The organism is Kitasatospora sp. NPDC088160 (assembly GCF_044741445.1).
Classification (GTDB): Bacteria; Actinomycetota; Actinomycetes; order Streptomycetales; family Streptomycetaceae; genus Kitasatospora.
The window spans coordinates 404860-431306 of the sequence record NZ_JBIUSS010000002.1 but is presented as its reverse complement, the minus strand read 5'-3'; the positions used below and the strand labels follow the sequence as shown (position 1 = coordinate 431306).

Below are 26447 nucleotides of genomic sequence, written 5' to 3'. Positions count from 1 at the left end.
GACATGCCTCGCCGAGCTTGCCGCCCTCCAGGAACCGGATCGAAGCGGCGGTTGTGTCCCAGGACCCGATGACAGCCGGCAAAGGCTCCTTCGCCACCGCACGAAGCTGCCAGCGGCAGAGCCAATGCCACACAGATGGTCAGAACAGGCAGCCTTCCATGGGTACGCACCCGACTCGACCTCCGCATCCCGATCACCCCCGCCCCGTTTCATACTTCACCGATCGCTCACCCCTTCACGTTGTTCACCAGATCGGCGATGCGGCCCTCCCGATTCTCCTCGGAACCGTGCGCAGGCATCCGCCCATTACCCGCCGCATCGGCTCCGAACTGGTACGTGAGCACTGCTTGCCACACCACATGGTGGAACGCGATCGACCCATCGACGTCCCTGTTTTTTCGACAGGTTGGGGATTTCCTTCTGCTTGAGCTTGTCCACTGTCATCCAGCTCGTCGCCGACGGCCAGATCATCAGCCTCGGGGAGTACTCGCCGGGAATTCGGCTGCACCCGGAGGCCAACAGCACGAGGCCGCGCCCACCACAACGAGCGGCAGGCGCGACCCATTTCGCACTCGAACAAGTCAATGCAGGATTGCCGTGATGGCCATGTCGAGAACAGCAGCCCCAGGAACCAGAATAAAGAACCAGCTGATGAACAATAAGATCACCGGGGCCGACTTCTTGGTTTCCCCACTTTCGGACAACGCGAAGAAGTCACGAATCCCACGAAAATTCGTGACCATAGCCAATCCCAGGACGACCGGGATTAGCATGCCAAGAACAACCATCAACGCTCCTGATCTCGCAGGACAAGGACAGCATACGGTAGCACCGACCAGTCAGAACTGACAATCCATCGACTCACCCGGACCCTAGCCACCCTGCTCCACAGTGAAAGTACTCCCCCTCCGCGTATTGAAGTCGTATTTGAATCCGATCAACGGCGGGCCCTGAATTGCAACACCTCCCCCCACCGCCCAACCAAGTTGATGGAATGACTCACCGTTAGAATTTCTTGCATAGCTGTATGCCCCGCCGACGAGTCCGCTGGCGGCGGTCACCGACCCGATCGTATGAGCGTTGTCGCTATTCTTGGCGGTGTTCCATCCCGCCGAGGCACCAAAGTACTCCCCGCCCTTGAATTTGAAGGGGTTTCTCGACGGCTTGATCGAGTCAAAGGTGGGCCCCCCGCCTGCCCTCGTCGGACCAGCTCCGCCCCACCACGTACTACGCGGCCGTCGACTCCGAGCAACCCCAGATCGGCGTCTGGACCCACCTCGCCGGGACGTTCAACTCGGACACCCAGACCGCGACGCTGTACGTCAACGGCCGAGCGGCCGGAAGCGCGAAGGTCCCTGCGGGCTGGAAGGCCAACGGCAGTCTGAACATCGGCGGGGAGACCACCGCCCGGTACCCCGGGCCTGACGGCCGCGTGAACGGCGCGGTCAGCGACGTCCGGATCTACCCGTACGCGTTCACCGACCAGCAGGCCAACTCGCTCGCCACGGCCGGCTCCAGCGTCCAGATCCAGAGCGCCTACAACCCCGGCAGGTGCATCGACAGTTGGGGCGGTTCCGTCGGCACGGCGGTCGCCTTCTACAACTGCTACAACGGCAACGCCCAGCACTTCACCCTGACCACCGACACCAAGTTCAAGGTCTCCGGCACCGACCGGTGCATCACCACCAACGACAAGCCGGCCGGCAACGGCACCAAGGTGTCCTTCCAGACCTGCGCCGCCGATGACGCGCAGACCTGGGTCCGTCGCTACGACGGCACGCTCTACAACCCGATCTCCGACAAGTGCCTCGAACTGCCCGGTTGGGCCGACGCGAACGGCACCGCGCTCGGGGTCTGGTCCTGCACCGCCAATGCCAACCAGCGTTGGCTGGTGCGCGCCCAGGCGTCCTGACCGCCGGGCCCACGGTCTGAACTGACCCGGGCACCGAACCGCTCCGGCCTCCCCGAGTCCTGCTCGGGGAGGCCGCGGCCGTGTCGGCGCCGGCGGCCGGACCCGAGGGGGCCCGCTATACACCTGTGTGTATACATGGCCTGTATAGTCCCGGAGCATGTCACTCGGACAGCTGTTCCTCGGCCTGCTGGAGACCCAGCCCCGCCACGGATACGACATCAAACGCCTCCATGACGAGCACTTCGGGCGCGACCGCGGCCTGCACTACGGGCAGGTGTACGCGACGCTCTCCCGGCTGCTGAAGAACGGGCTGGTGGTGGTCGACGGCGTCGAGGCCGGCGACGGCCCGGAGCGCAAGCGGTACGCGATCACCGACGCCGGGGTCACCGACCTCGCCAACTGGCTCGCGCACCCGGAGAGCCCGCAGCCGTACCTGCAGAGCACGCTCTACCAGAAGGTCGTGCTCGCCCTCCTGACCGGCCGCTCCGGCGCCGACGTCCTGGACGCGCAGCGGGCCGAACACCTCAAGGAGATGCGGGAGCTGACCCGCCGCAAGCTCACCGGCGACCTCACCGACCAGCTGATCTGCGACCACGCCCTGTTCCACCTGGAAGCCGACCTGCGCTGGCTGGAGCTCACCGCCGCCCGCCTGGACGAACTCGCCGCCCGCATCACGGAGTCCCAGCGTTGACCATGTCCGAACCCCTGCTCGCCGCCCACGACCTGCACAAGAACTTCGGGCTCACCCCGGCGCTCGGCGGGGCCTCGCTCACCGTCGCGGCCGGCGAACTCGTCGCCGTGATGGGCCCGTCGGGCTCCGGCAAGTCCACCCTGCTGCACTGCCTCGCCGGGATCACCCGACCCGACAGCGGCCGCCTCCGCTACCGGGATCGCGACCTCACCGCCTGTTCCGACGCCGAGCTGAGCGCCCTGCGGCGCACCGAGTTCGGCTTCCTGTTCCAGTTCGGCCAGCTCGTCCCGGAACTCTCCTGCCTGGAGAACGTCGCGCTCCCGCTGCGCCTCAACGGACTGCGCCGCCGGGCCGCCGAGGCCCGGGCCCGCGAATGGCTGGAGCGCCTGGAGGTCGACGACGTGGCCGCCAAGCGCCCCGGCGAGGTCTCCGGCGGCCAGGGGCAGCGGGTCGGCGCCGCCCGGGCCCTGATCACCGGGCCCAAGGCGGTCTTCGCCGACGAGCCGACCGGCGCGCTCGACTCCCTCAACGGCGAGCGGGTGATGAAGCTGCTCACCCAGGCCGCCCGGGAGAGCGGCGCCGCCGTCGTCCTGGTCACCCACGAGGTCAGGGTCGCCGCCTACGCCGACCGCGAGATCGTCGTCCGCGACGGCCGCACCCGCGACCTGGCGGGCGCGATATGAGCAGTTCCACCACGAACGGCCCCGGCGTGAGCGGCCCCGACACCAGTAGCCCCAGCGTGAGCAGCCCCGCCACGAGCGACCCCGCCGCCGACCGGGTCCGCTCGCCGTTCCTGGACCAGCTCGGCCTCGGCGTGCGCCTGGCCCTCACCAACGGACGGGACGGCTGGGGGCGCCTGCTGCTCACCGCCTGCGGCGTCGGCCTGGGGGTGGCGCTGCTGCTGTTCACCGCCTCCTTCCCCGGCATCGTCCAGCACCGCAACGAGCGCCTGTACGTGCAGAACGACACCTTCCGCGACGAGGACCTGCCCACGCCCGGCGACCGGACGGTCCTCATCGCCACCGCCGACACCACCTTCCGGGGCACCGCTATCCGCGGACGGGTCGTCCAGCCCGAGGGCCCGGACGCGGCGCTCCCGCCCGGAGTGGCCGCGTACCCGCCGCCGGGGCGGATGGTCGTCTCGCCCGCCCTGGCCGAGCTCCTGAAGGACCCGGCCAACCAGCTGCTGCGCGACCGCCTCCCCTACCCGGTGGTCGGCGGCATCGGCCCGGACGGCCTGCTCGGCCCCGGCCAGGCCGGCTACCTGCTCGGCAGCGACCGGCTCTCGCGGGACGCCGGAGCCTCCCGCATCACCTCGTACGGCCACTTCTCTCCGCCCAAGCCGATGGACCCCCGGCTGATCCTGCTCAACGCGGTCGGCCTGACCGTGATGCTCGCCCCGGTCGGCGTCTTCCTCGCCGCCGCCGCCCGCTTCGGCGGCGAACGGCGCGACCGCAGGCTCGCCGCGCTGCGCCTGGTCGGCGCGGACCGCCGGATGACCGCCCGGCTCGCCGCCGGGGAGTCCCTGGTCGGCGCGGTGCTGGGCCTGGTCGCGGGCGCGGCGCTGTTCCTGCTCGGCCGGCGGCTGACCGGCCACCTGCGGCTCGCGGGCTTCAGCTTCTACCCCGAGGACATCGCGCCGCACCCCGCCATCGCCGCCGCGATCGCCGTGGTCGTGCCGCTCCTCGGCATCGGCGTGAGCCTGCTGGCGATGCGCCGGGTCACCGTCGACCCGCTCGGCGTGGTCCGCCGGTCCGGCCCCGGCCGGCGCCGGATCGGATGGCGGCTGGCGCTGCCGCTGGCCGGCCTCGCCCTGACGGCGCTCGCGCTGGCACTGCCCACGCAGTACAACCCGTCCGGGATGGGGCGCACCGCCGTCTTCAACTCCGTTCAGGACACGCGTGGTTCGCTGCTGGTCGCGTTCGGCGTGCTGCTGATGCTGGTGGGCGTCTGCACCCTGCTGCCCTGGCTGGTGGAGGCCGCCACCCGGCGCTCCGGCGGCGGTGTGTCCTGGCAACTCGCCATCCGAAGGCTCCAGTTGAGCTCGGGCCCCGCCTCGGCCGCGGTCAGCGGCGTGGTCGTCGCCGTCGCCGGGGCGATCGCCCTGCAGACGCTCTTCCTCGGTGTCAGCGCGAGCTACGAGGACCGCCCCGGCCCCCGCGCCGCGGTCGGGCCGTACCAGCAGTCGGTGTCCTTCCCCGGCGGCGGCCCGCAGGCCGACCGGCTCGCCGACTCGCTGGCGCGCTCTCCCGGGGTGCGGGCCACCGCCGCCTACACCGAGTTCGCCCTGGAGACCCCCACCGCCAAGCTCTGGGACCTGCCCGCCGTCCGGATCGCCGACTGCGCCGTGCTGCGCGGCTTCGCGACCCTGCCCGACTGCAAGGACGGTGACGCCTTCGCCGTCCAGGGCCGGACCACCCGACCGGACGCCGGCACGGACGTCGGCACGAGCGGCGGCGCGAGCGCGGGCACGGACGTCGGCACGAACACCGGCCCGAACACCGGTCCGAACACCGGCGCGGACGCCGCCGCCGCAACCAAGCCCGGCACGACCGTCCACGCCGCCTTCTTCCGCGGTGACGGCGAGCCGCCGTCCTGGCCGCTGCCCGCCGTGACGGCCACCGTCGAGCCCGTCGAGGGCTCCGACCCCAACGGGCGGATCGGCTCCGGCCTGCTGCTCCTCACCCCGGGCGCCGCCCCGGCCGCCGCACTGCGCGGCCAGCCCGCGACCGTCCTGGTCGCGATGGCCCCCGGGTTGCCGGACCCGAAGGAGCAACTCGCCACCGACGTCATGGCGATCGACCCGCAGGGCGTCGCCGGGTCCCCGCTCGACCGCACCCTCGACCCGACCTACCTCGCCGTCAAACGCCTGCTCACCGCCGGCTCCGCCGTCACCCTGCTGCTGGTCTCCCTCAGCCTGCTGGTCGGCCAGCTGGAGCGCTTCCGGGAGCAGCGCCGCATCCTCGGCGTGCTGAGCGCCGTCGGCACCCGCCGCCGGATCCTGGGCCTGTCGGTGCTGTGGCAGACCCTCGTCCCGATGGCCCTGGGCATGCTGCAGGCCGCCGTCGGCGGCCTGCTGATGGGAGCCGTCCTCCAGTACACGGCGGGCCTGCCCTTCGCCCTCGACTGGGGCTCCATGCTGGCCATGTCCGCGATCGCCGCCGGCGCCGTCCTCCTCACGACCGCGCTCGGCCTGCCGCAGCTCCTGCGCCTGATGCGGCCGGCCGAACTGCGCTACGAGTAGCACCGGCCGCCGGGGGCCGTCCCGCCGAGCGACGGCGACGGCCCCCGGTGCCGGTGCCGGTCACAGGTCGTCGAGGGGTTCGTCCAGGACGCCCTCGCGGGCAATGATGTAGCCGAGGTGGCCGCGGCTGCGGCTGCCGAGGAGTTCGCTGGCCTTCTGGATGTGGCTGGAGACCGTACGGGTGCTCATGCCGAGGCGGGAGGCGATGGCCTCGTCGGTGTAGCCGTTGACCATCAGGCGCAGGACGTTCTGGCGGGTGCGGTCGGTGAGCAGCTGGGGGCGGTGCCGGCCCTCCAGGTAGGTGACCGGCTCGGCGCGTTCCCACATCAACTCGTAGATCTTGAGCAGGTACTCGACCAGCGGTGGGAACTGGATGAGCATCGCGGCGGCCTCGCGGTCGGCCGCGGCCGGGACGAAGGCCGTGGAGCGGTCGCAGATGATCACCCGGTCGAACACCTCGTTCAGGGTGCGTATCCGGGCGCCCTGGGCCGTGACCTGCTCGATGTAGGCGAGCGTCGGGCCGTGCGAGCGCACGGTGTGCTGGTAGAGGGTGCGCTGGCGCACGCCGCGCCCGGCGAGGGCGAGGTCGCGCGGGAGGGCGTCCGCGAGGTGCTCGGGGCTGCGGCCGCCGCCGGGCTGGGCGGTGCGCAGTTCCTCGGTGCAGGCGACGACGGCCTTCTCCAGCGCGGGGTTGATCTCCTCGCCCGTCAGGAGGCGGACCGGCAGCTGGGCCCGGCGCATGACGTCCTGGTAGGCGCGGTCGGCGGCGGTGAAGGCGGTGCGCAGTTCGGCGAGCCGCTCCTGGTGGCCCAGCACGGCGAGTTCGATCGGCCGGGTCAGGCCGGTGGCCGCGATGTCGGGCGGGACGGGGGTCAGTCGCTCGCCGGAGCCGGGTACGGAGCGCAGCAGGCCCATCGCGAGCAGGCACTCGGGGGCGTCTCCGGTGGCGCAGCCCTCGGCCAGCGCCACCCGGTAGAACTCGATCCCTCGGTCACAGAGCTGCGGTGTCCCCATTCCCGCGCTGTTGTCCTGGGATAGACACATCTGGGCATCCTTCCGGCTTCGGCATTGCGGTTTCACGAATGCCCGTACCGGCCACCGCAAGGCATCTGAAATGGCAGGATGGAAATCACCTGTCGTTCGGAAGCCGTCCCCCCGGGCTCTGACTGCCGTGAGTGTACGCCCAAGTGGCGCGGAAATCAGCGGTCGACGGCGAAGCCGAGCGCGCCCGGAGGCGGGGAAGCCGACCGCGGCAGTGGCGGACCCGAGCGCACCCGGCCGCGGTGACAGGCGGACGGCCGCCGTCTCGTGACTGTCGCCCCGTCAGGGCGGCCGGGGCGGACGGCCGGCGGACGAACGGCCGACAGACGGAGGGCACCCCTTGTTGCGAGCTGATCCCGGCCCGGCGGTCCCGCCCGTGGACCTGGCCGAGCTGGTGGACCAGCGGCTGGTACGGCAGTTGGCGGAGGCCGCCGCCGAGCAGGTCGGCTCCGGCGCGATCCGGCTGCTGGGCGACGGCGGGCTGTTCCAGACGCTCGCCAAGCAGCTGATCGAGCACGCCCTGGAGCTCGAACTCCAGGAGCACCTGCGTGGGGCCGAACCCGGCGCCAACGTCCGCAACGGTGCCCGGGCCAGACGGCTGCTCACCGAGGTCGGCCCGGTCGAGGTGCGGGTGCCCCGGGACCGCCAGGGCAGCTTCACCCCCCGGGCCGTCCGCCCCCGGGCCCGCCGGCTGCCCGGCCTCGACCGACTGGTCATCTCGCTCACCGCGCGCGGCCTCAGCTCCGGCGAGCTGGTGGCGCACCTGGCCGAGGTGTACGGCGTGGAGCTCAGCCGGGAGACCGTCTCCGCCATCACCGACCAGGTGCTCGACGAGCTCGACGAGCGGCGCCGGTGCCCGCTCGACCCCGTCTACCCGGTGGTCTTCCTCGACGCGGTGCGCAGCGGCCGCTCGGGCGGCCCGCTGGTGCACCTGGCGCTCGGGATCTCCGCCGACGGCGGGCGCGAGGTCCTGGGCCTGTGGCCGGCCACGGACGGGGAGCACTGGCCGCAGGTGCTGGCCGAGCTCACCGAGCGCGGGGTGCGCGAGGTCTGGGTGCTGGTCGGCGACACCGGCGGGGGCCTGGCCGAGGCGGTGGCGGCGCGGTGGCCGCGCACCCTGGTGCACGGCTCGATGGCCCACCTGCTGCCCGCCGCGCTGCGGCACGCGCCCGGCGAGGACTGGGGTGCGCTCGCACGGACGCTGCGCGAGATCTGTGCCGCGCCCACCGAGCGGGCGGCGATGGCGCGGCTGTCCCGGGCCGAGCGGGAGTGGGGTCCGGGCCACCGCGAGGTGTTCCGGGTGTGGCGGTCGGCCTGGCCGCTGCTCGCCGCCGGCTTCCGCTTCGGCCCCGAGGCGCGGCGCCTGCTCGCGGGCGGGGGCGCGCTGGAGCGGCTGCACGCCCGGCTGCGCCGGATCGAGCAGGCCTCGGGCCGGGTGCAGGACGAGCGGGCCGCGCTCAAGCGCGCCTACCTGGCGACGATCGCCCTGGAGTCACCCGCCTCGGCGGGGCGGACGTGGACCGGTGACTGGCCCGCCGTCCGCGAGGAACTGCGCCGGGGCTCCCACTTCTGACGCTCCGTGAACCATTGTCCTGACGCTCCGTAACCCCCGCCCCCGCGGCGGCTTCGGCGGCTTCCGGGGGCCGGGGCCGCCCTCGCCGACGCGCCGGGCGGGCGGGCGGTTGACCGAAACCCTCGCCAGTGACCTGTTCCCACCACTGATCTGACAGTGCCAGGCACTCTTTGGATCAGATCTGTCTGTTTTTGACATGATCTGTTCGAGCTTCCGGTTCCCGCAATGCGTGTTCCCGATCATGGCCAGAGCTTCCACCCCCGTTTGAGCCTCGGCAGGATGAATTTCCGAGCGAAGAGGGCCGACCGCCCCCTCGGAAAAAGGAATTAACGATGAAGAATCTTGCCGTTCGCATTCACCATATGCTCGGGATTCTCGCCGTTCTGCTGGTCGCCGGACTGGGCGTCCAGAGCAGCGCCGACCCGTACTCGCCCCTGGCCGCCGCCACCCCCGTCTCGGCGCCCAACGCCGACTCCGGCTGGGGTCCGTGAGCCGCGCTCCGGCGTAATTCCCCCCTCCCCGAAATTTCTCCGAACAAAGAGGAAACCGACGATGGCGAACCCGTTCGAGGACCCCGACGCCAGCTACCTCGTCCTGGTGAACGACGAGGGCCAGCACTCGCTGTGGCCGGTCTTCAGCCCGGTGCCCGACGGCTGGCAGCAGGTCTTCGGCGCCGCCGGCCGGCAGGACTGCCTCGACTACGTCGAACAGCACTGGCAGGACCTGCGGCCGAAGAGCCTGCTCGCCCAGCAGTCCGGCCACTGACCGCGACAGCCCAGCGCTGAAGCCGCACCACCAGAACAGCCGGAACTGCCAGAACCGCGCCACCACGCCACCACCAGAACCGCGCCACCACGCCACCGCACCGCCGCTCCATCGACCGCCCGGGCCGACCGCCCCGAAGGTCGCCGAGCAAGCCGTTCCCGCCACCGCGGGGGCCAGCCGTACGAGGGAGAGAGTCACATGTCCGGGGTCCAGCAGACGCACAGAGCCGACCGGCGGCCGACCCTGACCGCGCTGGTCGACGCCCAGACGTCCCGCACCCCGCAGGCCCCCGCCCTGTACGCCGAGGGCACCACCCTCACGTACGCCGAGCTGGACGCCCGCGCCAACCGGCTGGCCCGGGTGCTCGCGGCCCGCGGCCTGGGCACCGAGGACATCGTCGCGCTCGCCCTGCCGAAGTCCCCCGAGGCCGTCGCCGCGATCCTCGCCGTGGCCAAGACCGGCGCCGCCTGGCTGCCCGCCGACCCGGCCTACCCCGCCGAGCGGCTGCGCCACATGCTGGCCGACTCCCGCGCCGCCCTGGTGCTCACCACCGCCGAGGCCGCCGCCCAACTGCCCGAGACCGGCGCCCCCCGGCTGCTGCTCGACTCCCCCGGGCACCTCGCCGAGCTGGCCACCCGGCCCGGCACCCCCTTCACCGCCGCCGAGCGGGTACGGCCGCTGAGCGCCGGGAACACCGCGTACGTGATCTACACCTCCGGCTCCACCGGAGTGCCCAAGGGCGTGGCCGTCACCCACACCGGGCTGCCCAGCATGATCGACACGCAGGTCGCCGCCACCGGGGTCGGCCCCGGCAGCCGGGTGCTCCAGGCCGCCTCGCTCAGCTTCGACGTCTCCGTCTCCGACCTGGCCGTGGCGCTCTCCACCGGCGCCGCCCTGGTGCTCCCCCGCGAGCAGAGCCAGCTGGTCGGCGAGCCGCTGGCCGCGCTGATCGAGCAGTACGGCGTCACCCACGCCGACATCGCCACCGCGATGGCGGCCACCCTGCCGGACGTGCCACTGCCCTCCCTGCGCACCCTGATCGGCGGCGGCGAGGCCATCCCGCGCGAACTGGCCGCCCGCTGCGGCCGCGACCGCCTGATGCTCAACAGCTACGGGCCGACCGAGACCACCGTCATCGTCACCATGAGCGAGCCGCTCACCGGCGAGGAGCAGCCCCCGATCGGCCACCCCTGCCAGGACGTGCGCATCCACGTACTGGACGAGCGGCTGCGCCCGGTCGAGCCGGGCACCGTGGGCGAGCTGTACGTCTCCGGCCCGCACCTGGCCCGGGGCTACCTCGGGCGCCCCGGCCTGACCGCCGAGCGCTTCGTCTCCTGCCCCTTCGGCGAGCCCGGCGACCGGATGTACCGCACCGGCGACCTCGGCAGCCACCGGCCGGACGGGCAGCTGGACTTCGTCGGCCGGGCCGACGACCAGGTGAAGATCCGCGGCTTCCGGGTGGAGCTCGGCGAGGTCGAGCAGACCCTCTCCGCCCACCCCGAGGTGCGCCAGGCCGTGGTGCTGGTCCGCGAGGACCGCCCGGGCGAGCGCCGCCTGGTCGGCTACACCGTCGGCGCCGCCGACCCGGCCGAGCTGCGCGCGTACTGCGCCGAGCGGCTGCCCGACCACATGGTGCCCACCGTCGTGGTGCTCGACCGGCTGCCGCTCACGCCCAACGGCAAGGTGGACAAGCGCGCCCTGCCCGCGCCGGTCTTCGCCGCCGCCGAGGAGGGCGTCCGGGCCCCCGCCGGGGAGCTGGAGCACACCCTCGCCCGCCTGTTCGCCGAGGTGCTGGGCCTGCCCGCGGTGGGCGTCACGGACTCCTTCTTCGAGCTCGGCGGCGACTCCATCGTGGCCATCCGGCTCGTCTCCCGGGCCCGGAACGCCGGGCTCCAGCTCACCCCCCGCGAGGTGTTCCTCTCTCCGACCGTCGAGGCCCTGGCCCGGATCGCCCGGCCGCTGGAGGGACCGGTCGTCGCCGAACCCGCCGGAGCCGGCCTCGGCGAGGTGCCGCCGACGCCCATCGTGCACTGGCTGGCCGCGCAGCACGGCGCCGTCGAGAGCTTCTACCAGTCCACCCTGCTCACCCTCCCCGCCGGGAGCGGGCCCGAGCACGTGGCCACGGCCCTCCAGGCGCTGCTCGACCACCACGACGTCTTCCGCGCCCGCACCTCCCCGCTCGCCGAGCGCCCCTGGACGCTGCACGTCCCCGCCCCCGGCGCCGTCCCCGCCGGGACCGCGCTGCGGCACGTCGCGGGCCCGGCCACCGAGGAGGCGCTGCGCGCCGAGACCGAGGCCGCCCGCGAGCGCCTCTCGCCCGAGGACGGCCGGATGCTCCAGGCCGTCCGGTTCGAGGCCGGGCCGGGCCTGCCCTCGCAGCTCCTGCTCGTGATCCACCACCTGGCGGTGGACGGCGTCACCTGGCGCATCGTCGAGGAGGACCTGCTCGCCGCGCTCGCCGCCGTCCGCGAGGGCCGGGCCGTGGCGCTGGCGCCGGTGCCCACCTCCTTCCGCCGCTGGGCCCAGCGGCTCACCGCCGAGGCCGGGACCGACCGCCGGGCCGCCGAACTCCCGCTCTGGGAGGCCGCCCTGGCCACCCCGGACCCGCTGCTCGGCGCGCGCCCGCTCGACCCGGCCCGGGACACCTACGCCACCGAGGGCGTCCTGCGGCTCGTGCTGCCCGCCGAGACCACCCAGGCGCTGCTGACCCGGGTCACGGCCGCCTACCACGCGCAGGTCAACGACGTGCTGCTCACCGCGCTGGCGCTCGCCCTCGGCCACTGGCGCGGCGAGGCGACCACCGGTCCGGACGGCGCCGTACTGGTGACCGCGGAGGGCCACGGCCGCGAGGAGATCGTCGACGGTGTCGACCTGCACCGCACCGCCGGCTGGTTCACCTCCCTCTACCCCGTCCGGCTCGCCCCCGGGGCGCTGCCCTGGTCCGAGGTCACCGCGGCCGGCCCCGGGCTCGGCCGGGCCCTCGGCCGGGTCAAGGAGCAGCTGCGCGCCGTCCCGGACAACGGCATCGGCTACGGCCTGCTGCGCCACCTCAACCCGGCCACCGCCGCCGTGCTGGAGGGGTACGCCGATCCGCAGGTCGAGTTCAACTACCTGGGCCGCTTCGCGCCGGAGGGCGTCACCGCCGAGGACGTGCTCGCCGGCACCGAGGCGATGAGCGAGGGTGCCGCGACCGGCCTCGCGCTCGGCCGGGTGCTCGGCCTGGACGCCACCACCGTCGACACCCCGCAGGGCCCGCTGCTGGTCGCCCAGTGGTCCTACGCCACCGGGCTGCTCGCCGAGGAGCGGGTGGCCGCGCTCGCCGAGGCGTGGTTCACCGCGCTGCGCGCGCTCGCCGAGCACGCCGACCGGCCGGACGCGGGCGGACACACCCCCTCCGATTTCCCGCTCGTCACGCTCGGCCAGTCCGACGTGGACCGGCTCGCCGAACACCACGCCCCCGACCGCCTGGTGGACGTCTGGCCCACCTCGCCGCTCCAGCAGGGCATGGCCTTCCACGCGGCGTACGACGCCGACGGCGCCGACGTCTACACCTCCGTCTGCACCTTCGACCTCACCGGCCCGGTGGACGCCGACCGGCTGCGCGCCGCCGCCGAGGCGCTGCTGCTGCGCCACCCGAACCTCAAGGCGGGCTTCCACCAGCGCCCCGACGGCCCGCCCGTGCAGGCCGTACCGGACGGCGTCGAACTGCCCTTCACCGTCCTCGACCTGACGGCGCACGCCGACCCGCGGGCCGAGGCCGCGCGGATCGCCGCCGCCGAGTACGGCCGCCGCTTCGACCTCGCCCGGCCGCCGCTGCTGCGCTACACCCTGCTCACCCTCGCCCCCGGGCGCCACCAGCTGATCGCCGCCGCGCACCACATCCTGCTCGACGGCTGGTCCACCCCGCTGTTCGCCGAGGAGCTGTGGGGCCTGTACTTCCAGCAGCCGATGCCCCCGGCCGCCCCCTACCGCGAGTACCTGCGCTGGCTCACCCGGCGCGACGGCGCCGCCGCCCGCGCCGCCTGGGCCCAGGCCCTGGCGGGCGCCGACGAGCCCACCCTGCTGGCCCCCGGCCGCTCCGCCGCCGCCCCGCAGCTGCCGCTGCGCCTGCACACCGGCCTCACCCCGGCGGCCACCGAGGCGCTGGCCCGCACCGCCCGCCGCTACGGCGTCACCCTCAACACCCTCGTCCAGGCCGCCTGGGGCGTGCTGCTGGCCCGGCTCACCGGGCGCGAGGACGTGCTCTTCGGCACCACCGTCTCCGGCCGGCCGCACGACCTGCCGGGCGTGGAGCGGATGGTGGGCCTGCTCATCAACACCGTGCCGGTGCGCGTCACCCTCGACCCGGCCGAGACCTGGGGGCAGCTGCTGCTGCGCCTCCAGCACGAGCAGTCCGCGCTGCTGGACCACCAGCACCTCAGCCTCACCGAGATCCAGCAACTCGCCGGAATGGGAAGCCTGTTCGACACCGTCACGGTGTACGGCAACTACCCGGACCCGTCCGCCCTGGACGAGGCCGACCCGAGCGGCGCCACCCACGTCACCCTGGTCGAGGACGTCGACAGCGCGCACTACCCGCTGCTGCTGGCCCTCACCCCGGGCGACGGCCTCCAACTGCGCCTGGACCACCGGCCCGACGCCTTCACCCCCGCCGAGGCGCGCACCCTGCTGGACCGCTTCCTCGCCCTGCTCGACCGGATCGTCGCCGACCCGGCCGAACTCGTCGGCACCGTCCAGGTGTTGACCGAGGAGGAGCGCGAACGGCTGCTGACCGGCGGGACCGGCGCCACCGCGCCGCTGCCGGACGCCGCGCTGCCCGAGCTGTTCGAGGCGCGGGCCGCCGCGGCGCCCGACGCGGTCGCACTCACGGCCGGCGACGTCGAGCTGACCTACGCCGAACTCAACACACGGGCCAACGGGTTGGCGGTGCGACTGGTCGAGGCCGGGGTCCGCCCGGAGACCCCCGTCGCACTGCTGATGGAGCGCTCGGCCGCCCTGGTGGTGGCGATCCTGGCCGTGCTCAAGGCCGGCGGCGCCTTCGTGCCGCTGGACGGCGCGCAGCCGGCCGAGCGCCTGCGGGCCGTCCTCGCGGACTCCGGGGCCCGGCTGGTGCTGGCCGACACCGCCCACCGGGCGCACCCCGCGACGGCCGGGCTGGACGTGCTCGACCCCTCGGACGCACTCGACCCCGAGGGCTACGAGACCGCCGGGAACCTCGGACTCCCCTTGAGCGCCGACCAGTTGGCGTACGTGATGCACACCTCCGGCTCGACCGGCGTGCCCAAGGGCATCGGCGTCACCCACCGGTCCGTGGTGGACCTCGCGCTCGGCGGGGCGTTCGCGGGCGGCGGCCACGAGCGCGTCCTGCTGCACTCCCCCGTCGCCTTCGACGCCTCCACCTACGAGCTCTGGGTGCCGCTGCTCTCGGGCGGCCGCGTGGTGGTCGCCCCGGCCGGACGGCTCGGCGTCGCCGAGCTGGCGACCGCGATCGGCCGGGGGCGGGTCGGCGCCGCCTGGATGACGGTCGGGCTCTTCAACGTGCTGGCCGCCGAGGCCCCGGAGACCTTCGCCGGGCTGCGCGAGGTGTGGACGGGCGGGGACATCGTCTCGCCGGCCGCCATCCGGCGGGTGCTGGAGCACTGCCCCGGCCTGCGGGTGGTGAACGGCTACGGGCCGACGGAGACGACCACCTTCGCGACCCGCCACCCGATGGCCGCCGCCGCCGAGGTGCCGGCCGCCGTACCGATCGGGCGGCCACTGCCCAACACCCGGGTGTACGCGCTGGACGCCGGACTGCGCCCGGTCCCCGTCGGCGTCGCCGGTGAGCTGTACGTCGCGGGCGCCGGGCTGGCCCGGGGCTACGTCGGCCGCGCCGGCCTGACCGCCGAGCGCTTCGTGGCCTGCCCCTTCGGCGAGCCCGGCGGCCGGATGTACCGCACCGGCGACGTGGTGCGCTGGACCACCACGGGCGAACTGGAGTTCGTCGGCCGCGCCGACGACCAGGTCAAGCTGCGCGGCTTCCGGATCGAACTCGGCGAGGTGGAGGCCGCGTTCACCGCCCACCCGGCCGTCGGCCAGGCCGTCGCCATGGTCCGCCAGGACCAGCCGGGCGACAAGCGCCTGGTCGCCTACGTCACGGGCCCCGTCCGGCCCGACGAACTGCGCGCCTTCGCCACCGACCGCCTGCCCGGCTACATGGTGCCCGCCGCGATCGTCGCCCTCGACGCGCTGCCCGTCACCCCCAACGGCAAGGTCGACCGCCGCGCCCTGCCCGCCCCCGACTACAGCGGCGCCGCCGCCGGCCGGGCCCCGCGCACCGGCATCGAGCAGGCGCTCTGCGCGCTCTTCGCCGAGGTCCTCGGATTGGCCTCGGTCGGCATCGACGACAGCTTCTTCGACCTGGGCGGCCACTCGCTGCTCGCCACCAAGCTGGTCAGCCGCGTCCGCACCGCCCTCGGCACGGAGCTGCCGATCCGCGCGCTCTTCGACCACCCGACGGTGGCCGCCCTGGCCGCCGCCCTGCCCGCCTCCGGCGCGGCCCGCCCGTCCCTGCGGCCCGCCACCCGACCGGAGCGCGTCCCGCTGTCCTCCGCGCAGCAACGCCTGTGGTTCATCGAGCAGTTCGAGGGACCGAGCGCGCTCTACAACACCCCCGTCGCCCTCCGGCTGACCGGCACCCTCGACCGCCCCGCGCTGGAAGGCGCGCTGCGGGACGTGGTGGCCCGGCACGAGGTGCTGCGCACCGTCTTCCCGACCACCGACGGCCAACCGCACCAACTGGTCGCCGAGGCCCCCGAGTCGATCCTTCGGACCATACCCGTGGCCACCGAGGAGGCGCTCCGGGCCGCCCTGGCCGAGGCCGGCGGGGAGGTCTTCGACCTCGCCCACGACCTGCCCGTCCGCGCCACGCTGTTCTCCCTCCCGCACGACGAGCACGTCCTGCTCGTCCTCATGCACCACATCGCCACCGACGGCTGGTCCGTCGCCCCGCTCCTGCACGACCTCGCCACCGCGTACCAGGCCCGGCTGGCCGGCGCCGAGCCGCAGTGGGAGCCCCTGCCGGTGCAGTACGCCGACTACGCCCTCTGGCAGCACGAACTCCTCGGCACCCCGCAACAACCCACCACCCTGCTCACCGAACAACTCGCCCACTGGCAGCAGGCGTTGTCCGGCCTCCCGGAGGAGCTGGCGCTCCCCTACGACCGGCCGCGCCCGACCGCTCCCAGCCACCGGGGCGGCTCCGCCGAGTTCGAGGTCGGCGCCGAACTGCACACCGCCCTGGCCGAGTTGGCCGGCACGCAGAACGCCAGCCTGTTCATGGCCCTGCAAGCCGCCGTCGCCACCCTCTACACCCGCCTCGGCGCGGGCACCGACCTCCCGCTCGGCACCCCCGTCGCCGGCCGCACCGACGAAGCCCTCGACGACCTGGTCGGCTTCTTCGTCAACACCCTGCTGCTGCGCACCGACACGTCCGGCAACCCCACCTTCCGGGAACTGCTGGACCGCGTCCGCCGCACCGACCTCGACGCCTACGACCACCAGGACATCCCCTTCGAGCGCCTGGTCGAATACCTCAACCCCCCGCGCACCACCCGCCATCCCCTCTTCCAGTCGCTCGTCGCCCTGGAGAGCGACCCGGCGGTGCCCGCCGCCTTCGGCGACCTGGCCTGCGCGGACCACCCCTTCGAGCTGGACGTGGCCAAGTTCGACCTGTCCTTCCGCTTCACCGAACAGGGCTCCCAGGCGGGCCTGTCGGTGGCGGTCGAGTACGCGGCCGACCTCTTCGACCACGCCACCGCCACCGCCCTCGCCGAACGGCTGCTACGCGTCCTGCGCACCGTCGCCGCCGACCCCGACGCCCCGATCGGCAGCATCGAGATCCTCGACCCCGCCGAACGCGAGCACCTGCTCACCGGCTGGAACGGACCGACGACACCGGTGCCCGAGGCCACCCTGCCGCAGCTGTTCGAGGCCCAGGCCGCCGCCACCCCCGACGCCCCCGCCCTGATCACCGGCACCGAACAGCTCAGCTACGCCGAACTCGACTCCCGGGCAGAACACTTGGCCGCCCACCTCGCCGAGTCGGGCGTCGGCGCCGACACCCCGGTGGTCCTCCTGATGGACCGCTCCGCTGACCTGGTGACGGCGATCCTGGCGGTGGCCAAGGCCGGCGGCACCTACGTCCCGCTGGACGACCGGCACCCGGCCGAGCGGCTGCGGCAGATCACCGCCGAGACGCGGGCGGCGCTCGTCCTGGTCGATCCCGCCCACCAGGGCGACCCGCTGGCCGCCGACGCCCCCTGCCCCGTCCTGCCACTCACCGAGGGCTGGTTCGACGGCCCGCGCAGGCGGCGCGCCCAGCCCGCCGGGCTCCACCCGGAGCAGCTCGCGTACGTGATGTTCACCTCCGGATCCACCGGGGTGCCCAAGGGCATCGCCATCACCCACCGGGACGTGGTGCAGCTCGCGACGGACCCGTGCTGGCACCACCCCGACGGGCTGCGGGTGCTCTTCCACGCCCCGCACGCCTTCGACGCCTCGACCTACGAACTGTGGGCGCCGCTGCTCTCCGGCGGCCAGGTGGTCGTCGCGCCGCAGGGCGACCTGGACGCCTCCGCCATCCGCGAGCTGGTCCGGGCGCACGGGCTCACCCACGTGCACGTCACCGCCGGGCTGTTCCGCGTCATCGCGGAGGAGGACCCGGGCATCTTCACCGGTGTGCGCGAGGTGCTGACCGGTGGGGACGTCGTCTCCGCCCCGGCCGTCCGCCGGGTGCTGGAGGCCGTCCCGGGCATCGCGGTGCGGGCACTGTACGGGCCGACCGAGACGACACTGTGCGCGACCCAGTTCCCGATGCCGACCGCCTCGGCGGTCCCGAACGTCGTGCCGATCGGCCGCCCGCTGGCCAACACCCGGACGTACGTCCTCGACACCGCGCTACAGCCCGTACCCGCCGGCGTGGCAGGCGAGCTCTACATCGCCGGCGCCGGACTCGCCCGCGGCTACACCGGCCGCCCCTCCCTCACCGCCGAACGCTTCGTCGCCTGCCCGTTCCTCGCCGGCGAACGGATGTACCGCACCGGCGACCTCGCCCGCTGGACCACCGACGGCGTCCTGGAATTCCTCGGCCGCGCCGACGACCAGGTCAAGATCCGCGGCTTCCGCATCGAACTCGGCGAAGTCGAAACCGCCTTCACCGCCCACCCCGCCGTCGGCCAAGCCCTCGCCCACGTCCGCGAAGACCAACCCGGCGACAAACGCCTCGTCGTCTACACCACCCTCACCACCACCTCCACCGGCAACGTCACCGGCAACGTCACCCCCGGCGAACTGCGCGCCGCCGTCACCGACACCCTCCCCAGCTACATGCTCCCCGCCGCCGTCGTCATCCTCGACACCCTCCCCGTCACCGCCAACGGCAAAGTCGACCGCCGCGCCCTCCCCGCCCCCGACTACACCGGCACCACCGAAGGCCGCGCCCCCCGCAACACCACCGAACAAACCCTCTGCACACTCTTCGCCGACGTCCTCGGACTCACCACCGTCACCATCGACGACCGCTTCTTCGACCTCGGCGGCCACTCCCTCCTCGCCACCAAACTGGTCAGCCGCATCCGCACCGCCCTCGGGACGGAGCTGCCGATCCGCACCCTGTTCGACGCTCCCACGGTCGCCGCCCTGGCCGCCGTCCTGCCCGGGCGCGAGCAGACAGCCGCGCCGAAGAAGGCCCGCCCGGCCCTGCGGCCGATGCGCCGCCCGGGCGGCCCGGCCTGACCTGCCGCCCACCTCGCGGCCCCGTCCACCACAGGATGCGCGCCCGCCGCCGGCCCGGCCGGCGGCGCGGCCCGCCGCGTCCCGCGACCGCCGAACCCCACCAGCCCTACCAGCCCTACCAGCCACAGCAGCCGTAAGTCGCCAGTCGGAGGCAGACCTTGATCCCGTTGTCGTTCGCCCAGCAGCGGCTCTGGTTCATCGAGCAGTTCGAGGGCCCGAGCGCCCTCTACAACACGCCGTTCGCCCTCCGGCTGACCGGCGAGCTCGACGCCGCCGCCCTGGAAGGCGCGCTGCGGGACGTGGTGGCCCGGCACGAGGTGCTGCGCACCGTCTTCCCGACCACCGACGGCCAGCCCCACCAGCACATCCTCGACCAGGGGCGCCCACCGCTGCACCGGGTGCCGGTGGCCGACGAAGCCGAACTGTCCGAGCGGCTGCGCGAGGACGCCGGGCAGGTCTTCGACCTCGCCGCCGACCTCCCCGTCCGCGCCTGGCTGTACGCCCTCCCCTCGCCGGGCGAGCACGTCCTGCTGCTGCTGACGCACCACATCGCCAGCGACGGCTGGTCCGTCGCCCCGCTCTTCCGCGACCTCGCCACCGCGTACGAGGCCCGGCTCGCCGACACCGAGCCGCAGTGGGAGCCGCTGCCGGTGCAGTACGCCGACTACACCCTCTGGCAGCGCGAGCTGCTCGGCGAGGAGGACGACCCCGAGAGCGTCGTCTCCCTTCAACTCGCCTACTGGCAGCAGGCGTTGTCCGGCCTCCCGGAGGAGCTGGCGCTCCCCTACGACCGGCCGCGCCCGGCCGCGCCCACCCGCCGGGGCGGCGCCGCCGAGTTGGAACTCGACGTCGAACTGCACACCGCACTGGCCGAGTTGGCCGGCACGCAGAACGCCAGCCTCTTCATGGCCCTGCAAGCCGCCGTCGCCACCCTCTACACCCGCCTCGGTACGGGCACCGACCTGCCGATCGGCACCGTCGTCGCCGGACGCACCGACGAAGCCCTCGACGACCTGGTCGGCTTCTTCGTCAACACCCTGCTGCTGCGCACCGACACCACCGGCGACCCCACCTTCCGCGAGTTGCTGGACCGCGTCCGCCGCACCGACCTCGACGCCTACGACCACCAGGACATCCCCTTCGAGCGCCTGGTCGAACACCTCAACCCCACCCGCACCGCCGGCCACCCCCTCTTCCAGTCGCTCGTCACCCTGAACACGGAGCGGGCCGGCGACCTCGCCTTCGGCCCGGCGTCGGCCCGGCCGGTCGAGGCCGGCGAGGCCCAGGCCCAGTTCGACCTGAACTTCAACTTCGTCGAGCACCTCACGGAGGACGGCGACTGCCTCGGTGTCCGCGGCGCCGTCGACTACGCGGCCGACCTCTTCGACCACGCCACCGCCACCGCCCTCGCCGAGCGGCTGCTGCGCGTCCTGCGCGCCGTCGCGGCCGACCCGGACACCCCGCTCGGCAGCATCGAGATCCTCGACCCCGCCGAACGCGAGCACCTGCTCACCGGCTGGAACGGACCGACCGCACCGGTGCCCGACACCAGCCTGCCCCGGCTGTTCGAGGCCCAGGCCGCCGCCACCCCCGACGCCCCCGCCCTGATCACCGACGCCGAACAGCTCAGCTACGCCGAACTGAACGGCCGCGCCAACCGCCTCGCCGCCCTGCTGCTGGCTCGCGGCCTGACCGCCGAACAGCCGGTGGCGGTGCTGATGGAGCGCTCCGCCGGGCTGCTCACGGCCGTCCTCGCGATCGCCAAGGCGGGCGGCACGTACGTCCCGCTGGACGACCGCTACCCGCTGGACCGGCTCCAGCACATCCTCACCGACACCCGCACCGGCCTGCTGCTCACCGACCCGGCCCACCACGGGCATCCGGTCCTCGCCACCGGCGGCTTCGCCACCGTCGAGGTCACCGACGCCCTGCTCGCCACGGCCCCCGAGGCGGGCGACCCGGCCGTGCCCGTGCACCCCGGCCAGCTGGTCTACGTGATGTACACCTCGGGCTCGACCGGCCTGCCCAAGGGCGTCGCCGTCACCCACCGCAACGTGGTGGACCTGCTGGGCAACCAGCACTTCCGCGCGGGCCACCACCAGCGTGTCCTGCTGCACTCGCCCACCGCCTTCGACGCCTCCACCACCGAGATCTGGGCGCCGCTCGTCACCGGCGGGGCGATCGTGCTGGCCGAGCCCGGCGAGCTGGACATCCGGCGCCTCGCCGAGACCATCACCACCCACCGGGTGACCCTGGTCCAGGCGCCCTCGGGCCTGCTGCGGCTGATGGCCGAGGAGACGCCGGAGGCCTTCCGGGCCGTCCGGCAGGTGTGGACCGGCGGCGACGTCGTCCCGCCCGAGGCCGTCCGCCGGCTCTTCCAGGCGTGCCCGGACACCTCCGTCGTCGCGGTCTACGCGCCCACCGAGACGACGGCCATCAAGACCACCTTCACCATGACCCCCGCCTCGGCGGTCCCGAACGTGGTGCCGATCGGCCGCCCGCTGGCCAACACCCGGACGTACGTCCTCGACACCGCCTTGCAGCCCGTACCCGCCGGCGTGGCAGGCGAGCTCTACATCGCCGGCGCCGGACTCGCCCGCGGCTACACCGGCCGCCCCTCCCTCACCGCCGAACGCTTCGTCGCCTGCCCCTACGGCCCGCCCGGTGAACGGATGTACCGCACCGGCGACCTCGCCCGCTGGACCACCGACGGCGTCCTGGAATTCCTCGGCCGCGCCGACGACCAGGTCAAGATCCGCGGCTTCCGCATCGAACTCGGCGAAGTCGAAACCGCGTTCACCGCCCACCCCGCCGTCGGCCAAGCCCTCGCCCACGTCCGCGAAGACCAACCCGGCGACAAACGCCTCGTCGTCTACACCACCCTCACCACCACCTCCACCGGCAACGTCACCGGCAACGTCACCCCCGGCGAACTGCGCGCCGCCGTCACCGACACCCTCCCCAGCTACATGCTCCCCGCCGCCGTCGTCATCCTCCACACCCTCCCCGTCACCGCCAACGGCAAAATCGACCGCCGCGCCCTCCCCGCCCCCGACTACACCAGCACCACCGAAGGCCGCGCCCCCCGCAACACCACCGAACAAACCCTCTGCACACTCTTCGCCGACGTCCTCGGACTCACCACCGTCACCATCGACGACCGCTTCTTCGACCTCGGCGGCCACTCCCTCCTCGCCACCAAACTGGTCAGCCGCATCCGCACCGCCCTCAGCACCGAACTTCCCATCCGGGCCCTGTTCGACGCCCCAACCGTCGCCGCCCTGGCCGCCGTCCTACCCGCCTCCGGCACGGCCCGTCCGGCCCTACGGCCCATCGACCGGCCCGAGCGCATCCCGCTCTCCCCGGCACAGCAACGCCTGTGGTTCATCGACCAGTTCGAGGGCCCCAACGCGCTCTACAACACCCCGTGCGCGGTGCGCCTGACCGGTCGGGTCGACGCCCCCGCCCTCCAGGCGGCGCTGACGGACGTCCTCGACCGCCACGAGGTGCTGCGCACCGTCTACCCGACCACCGACGGCCAGCCCCGCCAGCTGATCGTCGAGCGTCCCGAACTCCCGCTGCACACCGTGTCGGTGGCCACCGAGGAAGCGCTCCAGGACGCCCTGGCCGAGGCCGGCGGGGAGGTCTTCGACCTCGCCCACGACCTGCCCGTCCGCGCCACGCTGTTCTCCCTCCCGCAGGACGAACACGTCCTGCTCGTCCTGATGCACCACATCGCCACCGACGGCTGGTCCGTCGCCCCGCTCCTGCACGACCTCGCCACCGCCTACGAAGCCCGCCTCGCCGGCACCGCACCGCAGTGGGAGCCGCTGCCGGTGCAGTACGCCGACTACGCCCTCTGGCAGCACGAACTCCTCGGCACCCCGCAACAACCCACCACCCTGCTCACCGAACAACTCGCCCACTGGCAGCAGGTGCTGTCCGGCCTCCCCGAGGAACTGGCGCTCCCCTACGACCGGCCGCGCCCGACCGCGCCGACCCGTCGGGGTGCGGCGGTGGAACTGCACCTGGACGGCGAACTCCACGGCGCCCTGGTCGAGTTGGCGCAGCAGAGCCGAGCCAGCGTGTTCATGGTGATGCAGGCGGCACTCGCCACCACGCTGGGCCGCCTGGGCGCGGGCACCGACCTGCCGATCGGCACCGTCGTCGCCGGGCGCACCGACGAAGCGCTCGACGACCTGGTCGGCTTCTTCGTCAACACCCTGGTGCTGCGCACCGACACGTCCGGCGACCCGAGCTTCCGGGAGCTGCTGGAGCGCGTCCGGATCGGCACCCTGGACGCCTTCGGGCACCAGGACGTGCCCTTCGAGCGCCTGGTCGAGCTGCTCAACCCGGCGCGCTCGACGGCCCGGCACCCGCTCTGCCAGGTGATGCTGACCTCCGGCGGCGACGCCGGAACGATCCGCCTCGGCGGCCTGCCGGGCCGGGTCGAGGCGCTGGATTCGGACCTCGCCAAGTTCGACCTGACCTTCGCCTTCAGCGAGGCCTTCGACCGCGACGGCGCCCCCGCCGGCCTGGAGCTGACGGTCGAGTACGCCGTCGACCTGTTCGACCGGGCCACGGCGGCGGCGACGGCCGCACGGTTCGAGCGCGCCCTGCGCGCGGTGCTGGCCGACCCGGACCAGCGGGTGGGCCAGGTGGAGATCCTGGCGCCGGAGGAGCGCCGACAGCTGATCACGGCCTGGAACGACACCGACCACTCCGTCGCCCCCGCCACCTTCCCGGCGCTCTTCCAGGCCCAGGCCGCCGCCCGCCCCGACGCCGTCGCCCTCGCCTTCGGCGCCGAGCAGCTCACCTACGCCGAGCTGAACGGACGCGCCAACCGCCTCGCCCGGCTGCTCACCGCACACGGCGCGGGCCCCGAGCGGTTCGTCGCGATCGCCCTGGAGCGCTCGATCGAGCTCATCGTCGCCCAGCTCGCCGTCCTCAAGGCCGGCGCGGCCTTCCTCCCGCTCGACCCGCGCTACCCGGCCGACCGCATCGCCTACATGCTCGCCGACGCCGCCCCCGTCCTGGTCCTCACCACCGGCACGGTGGCCGCCGGCCTGCCGGCCGACAGCGCCGTCCCGCGTCTGCTGGTCGAGGAGCTCGACACCTCCGGCCACCCGGCGCACGACCTCGCCGACGCCGAAACCGGCACCGAACTCGGCACCGAACCCGGCACCGCCACCACCCCCGACGCCGCCGCGTACGTCATCTACACCTCCGGCTCCACCGGCCGCCCCAAGGGCGTCGTCGTCCCCCACACCGGCCTCGCCGCCCTGGTCGAGAGCCAGCGCCAGAGCCTGGCCGTGACCCCGGACAGCCGCTACCTGCTGTTCGCCTCCCCCTCCTTCGACTCCGCCGTCGCCGAACTCAGCCTGGCCCTGCTCACCGGCGCCCGCGCCGTCCTCGCCGACGCCGACCAGCTGCTGCCCGGCCCCGCCCTGGTCGAACTGATCGCCGAGCAGGGCGTCACCCACGTCACCCTGCCGCCGACCGCCCTGGCCGTCCTGCCCCCCGACGCGCTCGCGCACGTCGAGACCCTGGCCGTCGCCGGGGAGGCCTGCCCGCCCGACCTCGTCGAGCACTGGTCCGCCCGCCTGCGGATGGTCAACGCCTACGGGCCGACGGAGTCCACCGTCTGCGCCAGCATGACCACCCCGCTGTCCGGCCGGATCGCACCGCCGCTGGGCCGGCCCATCCTGAACACCCGGCTGCACGTCCTGGACGCCGCCCTGCAGCCCGTCCCCGCCGGGGTCGTCGGCGAGCTCTACCTCGCGGGCGCCGGCCTGGCCAGGGGCTACCTCAACCGGCCCGGCCTGACCGCCGAGCGCTTCGTCGCCAACCCGTACGGCGTCCCCGGCAGCCGGATGTACCGCACCGGTGACCTCGCCCGCCGCCGGGCCGACGGCTCCCTGGAGTACCTCGGCCGCACCGACCACCAGGTCAAGGTCCGCGGGTTCCGCATCGAACCCGGCGAGATCGAGGCCGCCCTCGTCCGCCACCCCTCCCTCGCCCAGGCCTTCGTCCTGGTCCGCGAGGACCGCCCCGGCGACCGGCGCCTGGTCGGCTACGCCGTGGCCCGGCCCGGGCAGACGGTCGACCAGGCCCTCCTGCGGGCCCACGTCGGCGCGACCCTGCCCGACTACATGGTGCCCTCCGCCGTCGTGGCCCTGGACGCCCTCCCCCTCACCGCCAACGGCAAGGTCGACCGCCGCGCCCTCCCCGCCCCCGACACCGCCGCCTGGCCCGGCGCCGGGCGGGCGCCCGGCACGCCGCAGGAGGAGGTGCTCTGCGGGCTGTTCGCCGACGTGCTCGGGCTCGAACGGGTCGGTGTGGACGACAACTTCTTCGAGCTGGGCGGGCACTCGCTGCTGGCCGCCCGGCTGGTCGCGGGGCTACGGGAGCTGGTCGGCGCGGGCGAGGGGATCGGGGTCCGCACCGTGTTCGAGGCGCCGACCGTCGCCGGGCTCGCCGAGCGGCTCGCCCGGGGGCCGGGCGCCGAGAGCTTCCCCGTCCTGCTGCCGATCCGCACCCGGGGCTCGCGCCCGCCGCTGTTCTGCGTCCACCCGGCCGCGGGCATCAGCTGGGTGTACACGGGGCTGCTGCGCCACCTCGACGCCGAGCAGCCGATCTACGGCCTCCAGGCCCCGGGCCTGGCCGATCCGGGCCACCGCCCCTCCTCCGTCGCGGAGTTGGCGCGCGACTACCTCGCGCAGATCCGCGCCGTCCGCCCCGAGGGCCCGTACGCCCTGCTCGGCTGGTCCTTCGGCGGGGCCGTCGCCCACGCGATCGCCGCACTGCTGCGCGACCAGGGCGAGGAGGTCCGGCTGCTGGCCCTGCTGGACGCCTATCCGGGCGCCGGCGAGGCCGGGCCCGAGCAGTGGCGGGACGACCCGGAGCAACTGGCAGTGATCCTCGACTCGCTCGGCCACCCGGCCGGGGAGATCGGCGCCTGGCCCGAGGACGAGGACGGCTACGCCGAGCTGGTCCGGCACGGCGAGGGCCCGCTCGCGGGCCTCAGCGGCGCCGCGGTGGCCCGGGTGGTCGCGGTCTTCCAGGCCAACGCCGAGCTGGCGCACGCGCTCCCGCTGCCCGGCTACGACGGCGACGCGGTGGTCTTCACCGCCGCCAAGGACCGCCCCGCCGACGCCCCCGACCCGGACGGCTGGCGCCCCCACGTGGGCGGCCGGATCGACGTCCACGAGGTGCCGAGCACCCACGGCGCCATGACGGGCCCCGAGGCGCTCGCCGTCATCGGCCCGGTGCTCGCCGCCCGCCTGACCGGCCGACCGGCCACCTGACCGCCTGACCGACCGGCCGACCGCCCGCCTGACCGACCGGCCGCCGACCGACCTCCTGACCCGCCGACTTTCGCATCCCTTCCGACCGCAGGCCACCGACCTGCACCCACCGCGCGGGCCGCACCCGGCCCGCCCACCGA

Annotated in this window: 11 protein-coding genes; 9 read left to right on the top strand and 2 right to left on the bottom strand. The window is 73.9% G+C overall.

Annotated features, from left to right (window positions below; all coding sequences use genetic code 11):
• Positions 1 to 581: 581 nt before the first annotated feature.
• Positions 582 to 788: a hypothetical protein gene (locus tag ACIOGZ_RS04465; RefSeq protein WP_363585172.1), complete on the bottom strand. Its 207-nt coding sequence runs from the start codon at positions 786 to 788 to the stop codon at positions 582 to 584.
• A gap of 404 nt (positions 789 to 1192) precedes the next feature.
• On the opposite strand from ACIOGZ_RS04465, the gene ACIOGZ_RS04460 reads away from it, so the two are divergent.
• The 4 genes from ACIOGZ_RS04460 (at position 1193) to ACIOGZ_RS04445 (ending at position 5847) form a co-directional block, all read left to right on the top strand.
• The gene (locus ACIOGZ_RS04460; protein WP_400984871.1) at positions 1193 to 1912 is read left to right on the top strand and encodes a ricin-type beta-trefoil lectin domain protein; all 720 of its coding nucleotides are present in this window, start codon (positions 1193 to 1195) and stop codon (positions 1910 to 1912) included.
• Between the two features lie 157 nt (positions 1913 to 2069).
• Positions 2070 to 2603: a PadR family transcriptional regulator gene (locus ACIOGZ_RS04455; protein WP_363374032.1), complete on the top strand. Its 534-nt coding sequence runs from the start codon at positions 2070 to 2072 to the stop codon at positions 2601 to 2603.
• A 2-nt stretch (positions 2604 to 2605) separates the two neighbouring features.
• Positions 2606 to 3286 carry an ABC transporter ATP-binding protein gene (locus ACIOGZ_RS04450; RefSeq protein ID WP_363585174.1) on the top strand — a complete coding sequence of 227 codons (681 nt, stop codon included), beginning with the start codon at positions 2606 to 2608 and terminating at the stop codon, positions 3284 to 3286.
• 56 nt (positions 3287 to 3342) lie between these two features.
• Positions 3343 to 5847: an ABC transporter permease gene (locus ACIOGZ_RS04445; protein ID WP_363585176.1), complete on the top strand. Its 2505-nt coding sequence runs from the start codon at positions 3343 to 3345 to the stop codon at positions 5845 to 5847.
• Between the two features lie 60 nt (positions 5848 to 5907).
• Here ACIOGZ_RS04445 and ACIOGZ_RS04440 read toward each other — a convergent pair whose 3' ends face one another.
• Positions 5908 to 6891 (bottom strand): helix-turn-helix transcriptional regulator, encoded by a 984-nt coding sequence (locus tag ACIOGZ_RS04440; protein WP_363585178.1) that lies wholly within the window; start codon positions 6889 to 6891, stop codon positions 5908 to 5910.
• Positions 6892 to 7228: 337 nt separating this feature from the next.
• On the opposite strand from ACIOGZ_RS04440, the gene ACIOGZ_RS04435 reads away from it, so the two are divergent.
• The 5 genes from ACIOGZ_RS04435 to ACIOGZ_RS04415 all read left to right on the top strand — a co-directional run bounded on the left by ACIOGZ_RS04435 (position 7229) and on the right by ACIOGZ_RS04415 (position 26307).
• Entirely contained in the window at positions 7229 to 8461 is a 1233-nt protein-coding gene (locus ACIOGZ_RS04435; protein ID WP_363585180.1) for an IS256 family transposase, read from the top strand.
• A gap of 362 nt (positions 8462 to 8823) precedes the next feature.
• Positions 8824 to 8952 carry a hypothetical protein gene (locus ACIOGZ_RS04430; protein ID WP_363585182.1) on the top strand — a complete coding sequence of 43 codons (129 nt, stop codon included), beginning with the start codon at positions 8824 to 8826 and terminating at the stop codon, positions 8950 to 8952.
• A 61-nt stretch (positions 8953 to 9013) separates the two neighbouring features.
• Positions 9014 to 9226, top strand: a complete 213-nt coding sequence (locus tag ACIOGZ_RS04425) for an MbtH family protein (protein WP_363585184.1) — start codon at positions 9014 to 9016, stop codon at positions 9224 to 9226.
• Between the two features lie 198 nt (positions 9227 to 9424).
• On the top strand, positions 9425 to 19000 hold the full coding sequence (locus ACIOGZ_RS04420; protein WP_400984784.1) for an amino acid adenylation domain-containing protein: 9576 nt from the start codon (positions 9425 to 9427) through the stop codon (positions 18998 to 19000).
• A gap of 158 nt (positions 19001 to 19158) precedes the next feature.
• Complete coding sequence (locus tag ACIOGZ_RS04415; protein ID WP_400984781.1) at positions 19159 to 26307, top strand: amino acid adenylation domain-containing protein; 7149 nt, start codon at positions 19159 to 19161, stop codon at positions 26305 to 26307.
• The last annotated feature ends 140 nt before the right edge of the window (positions 26308 to 26447 follow it).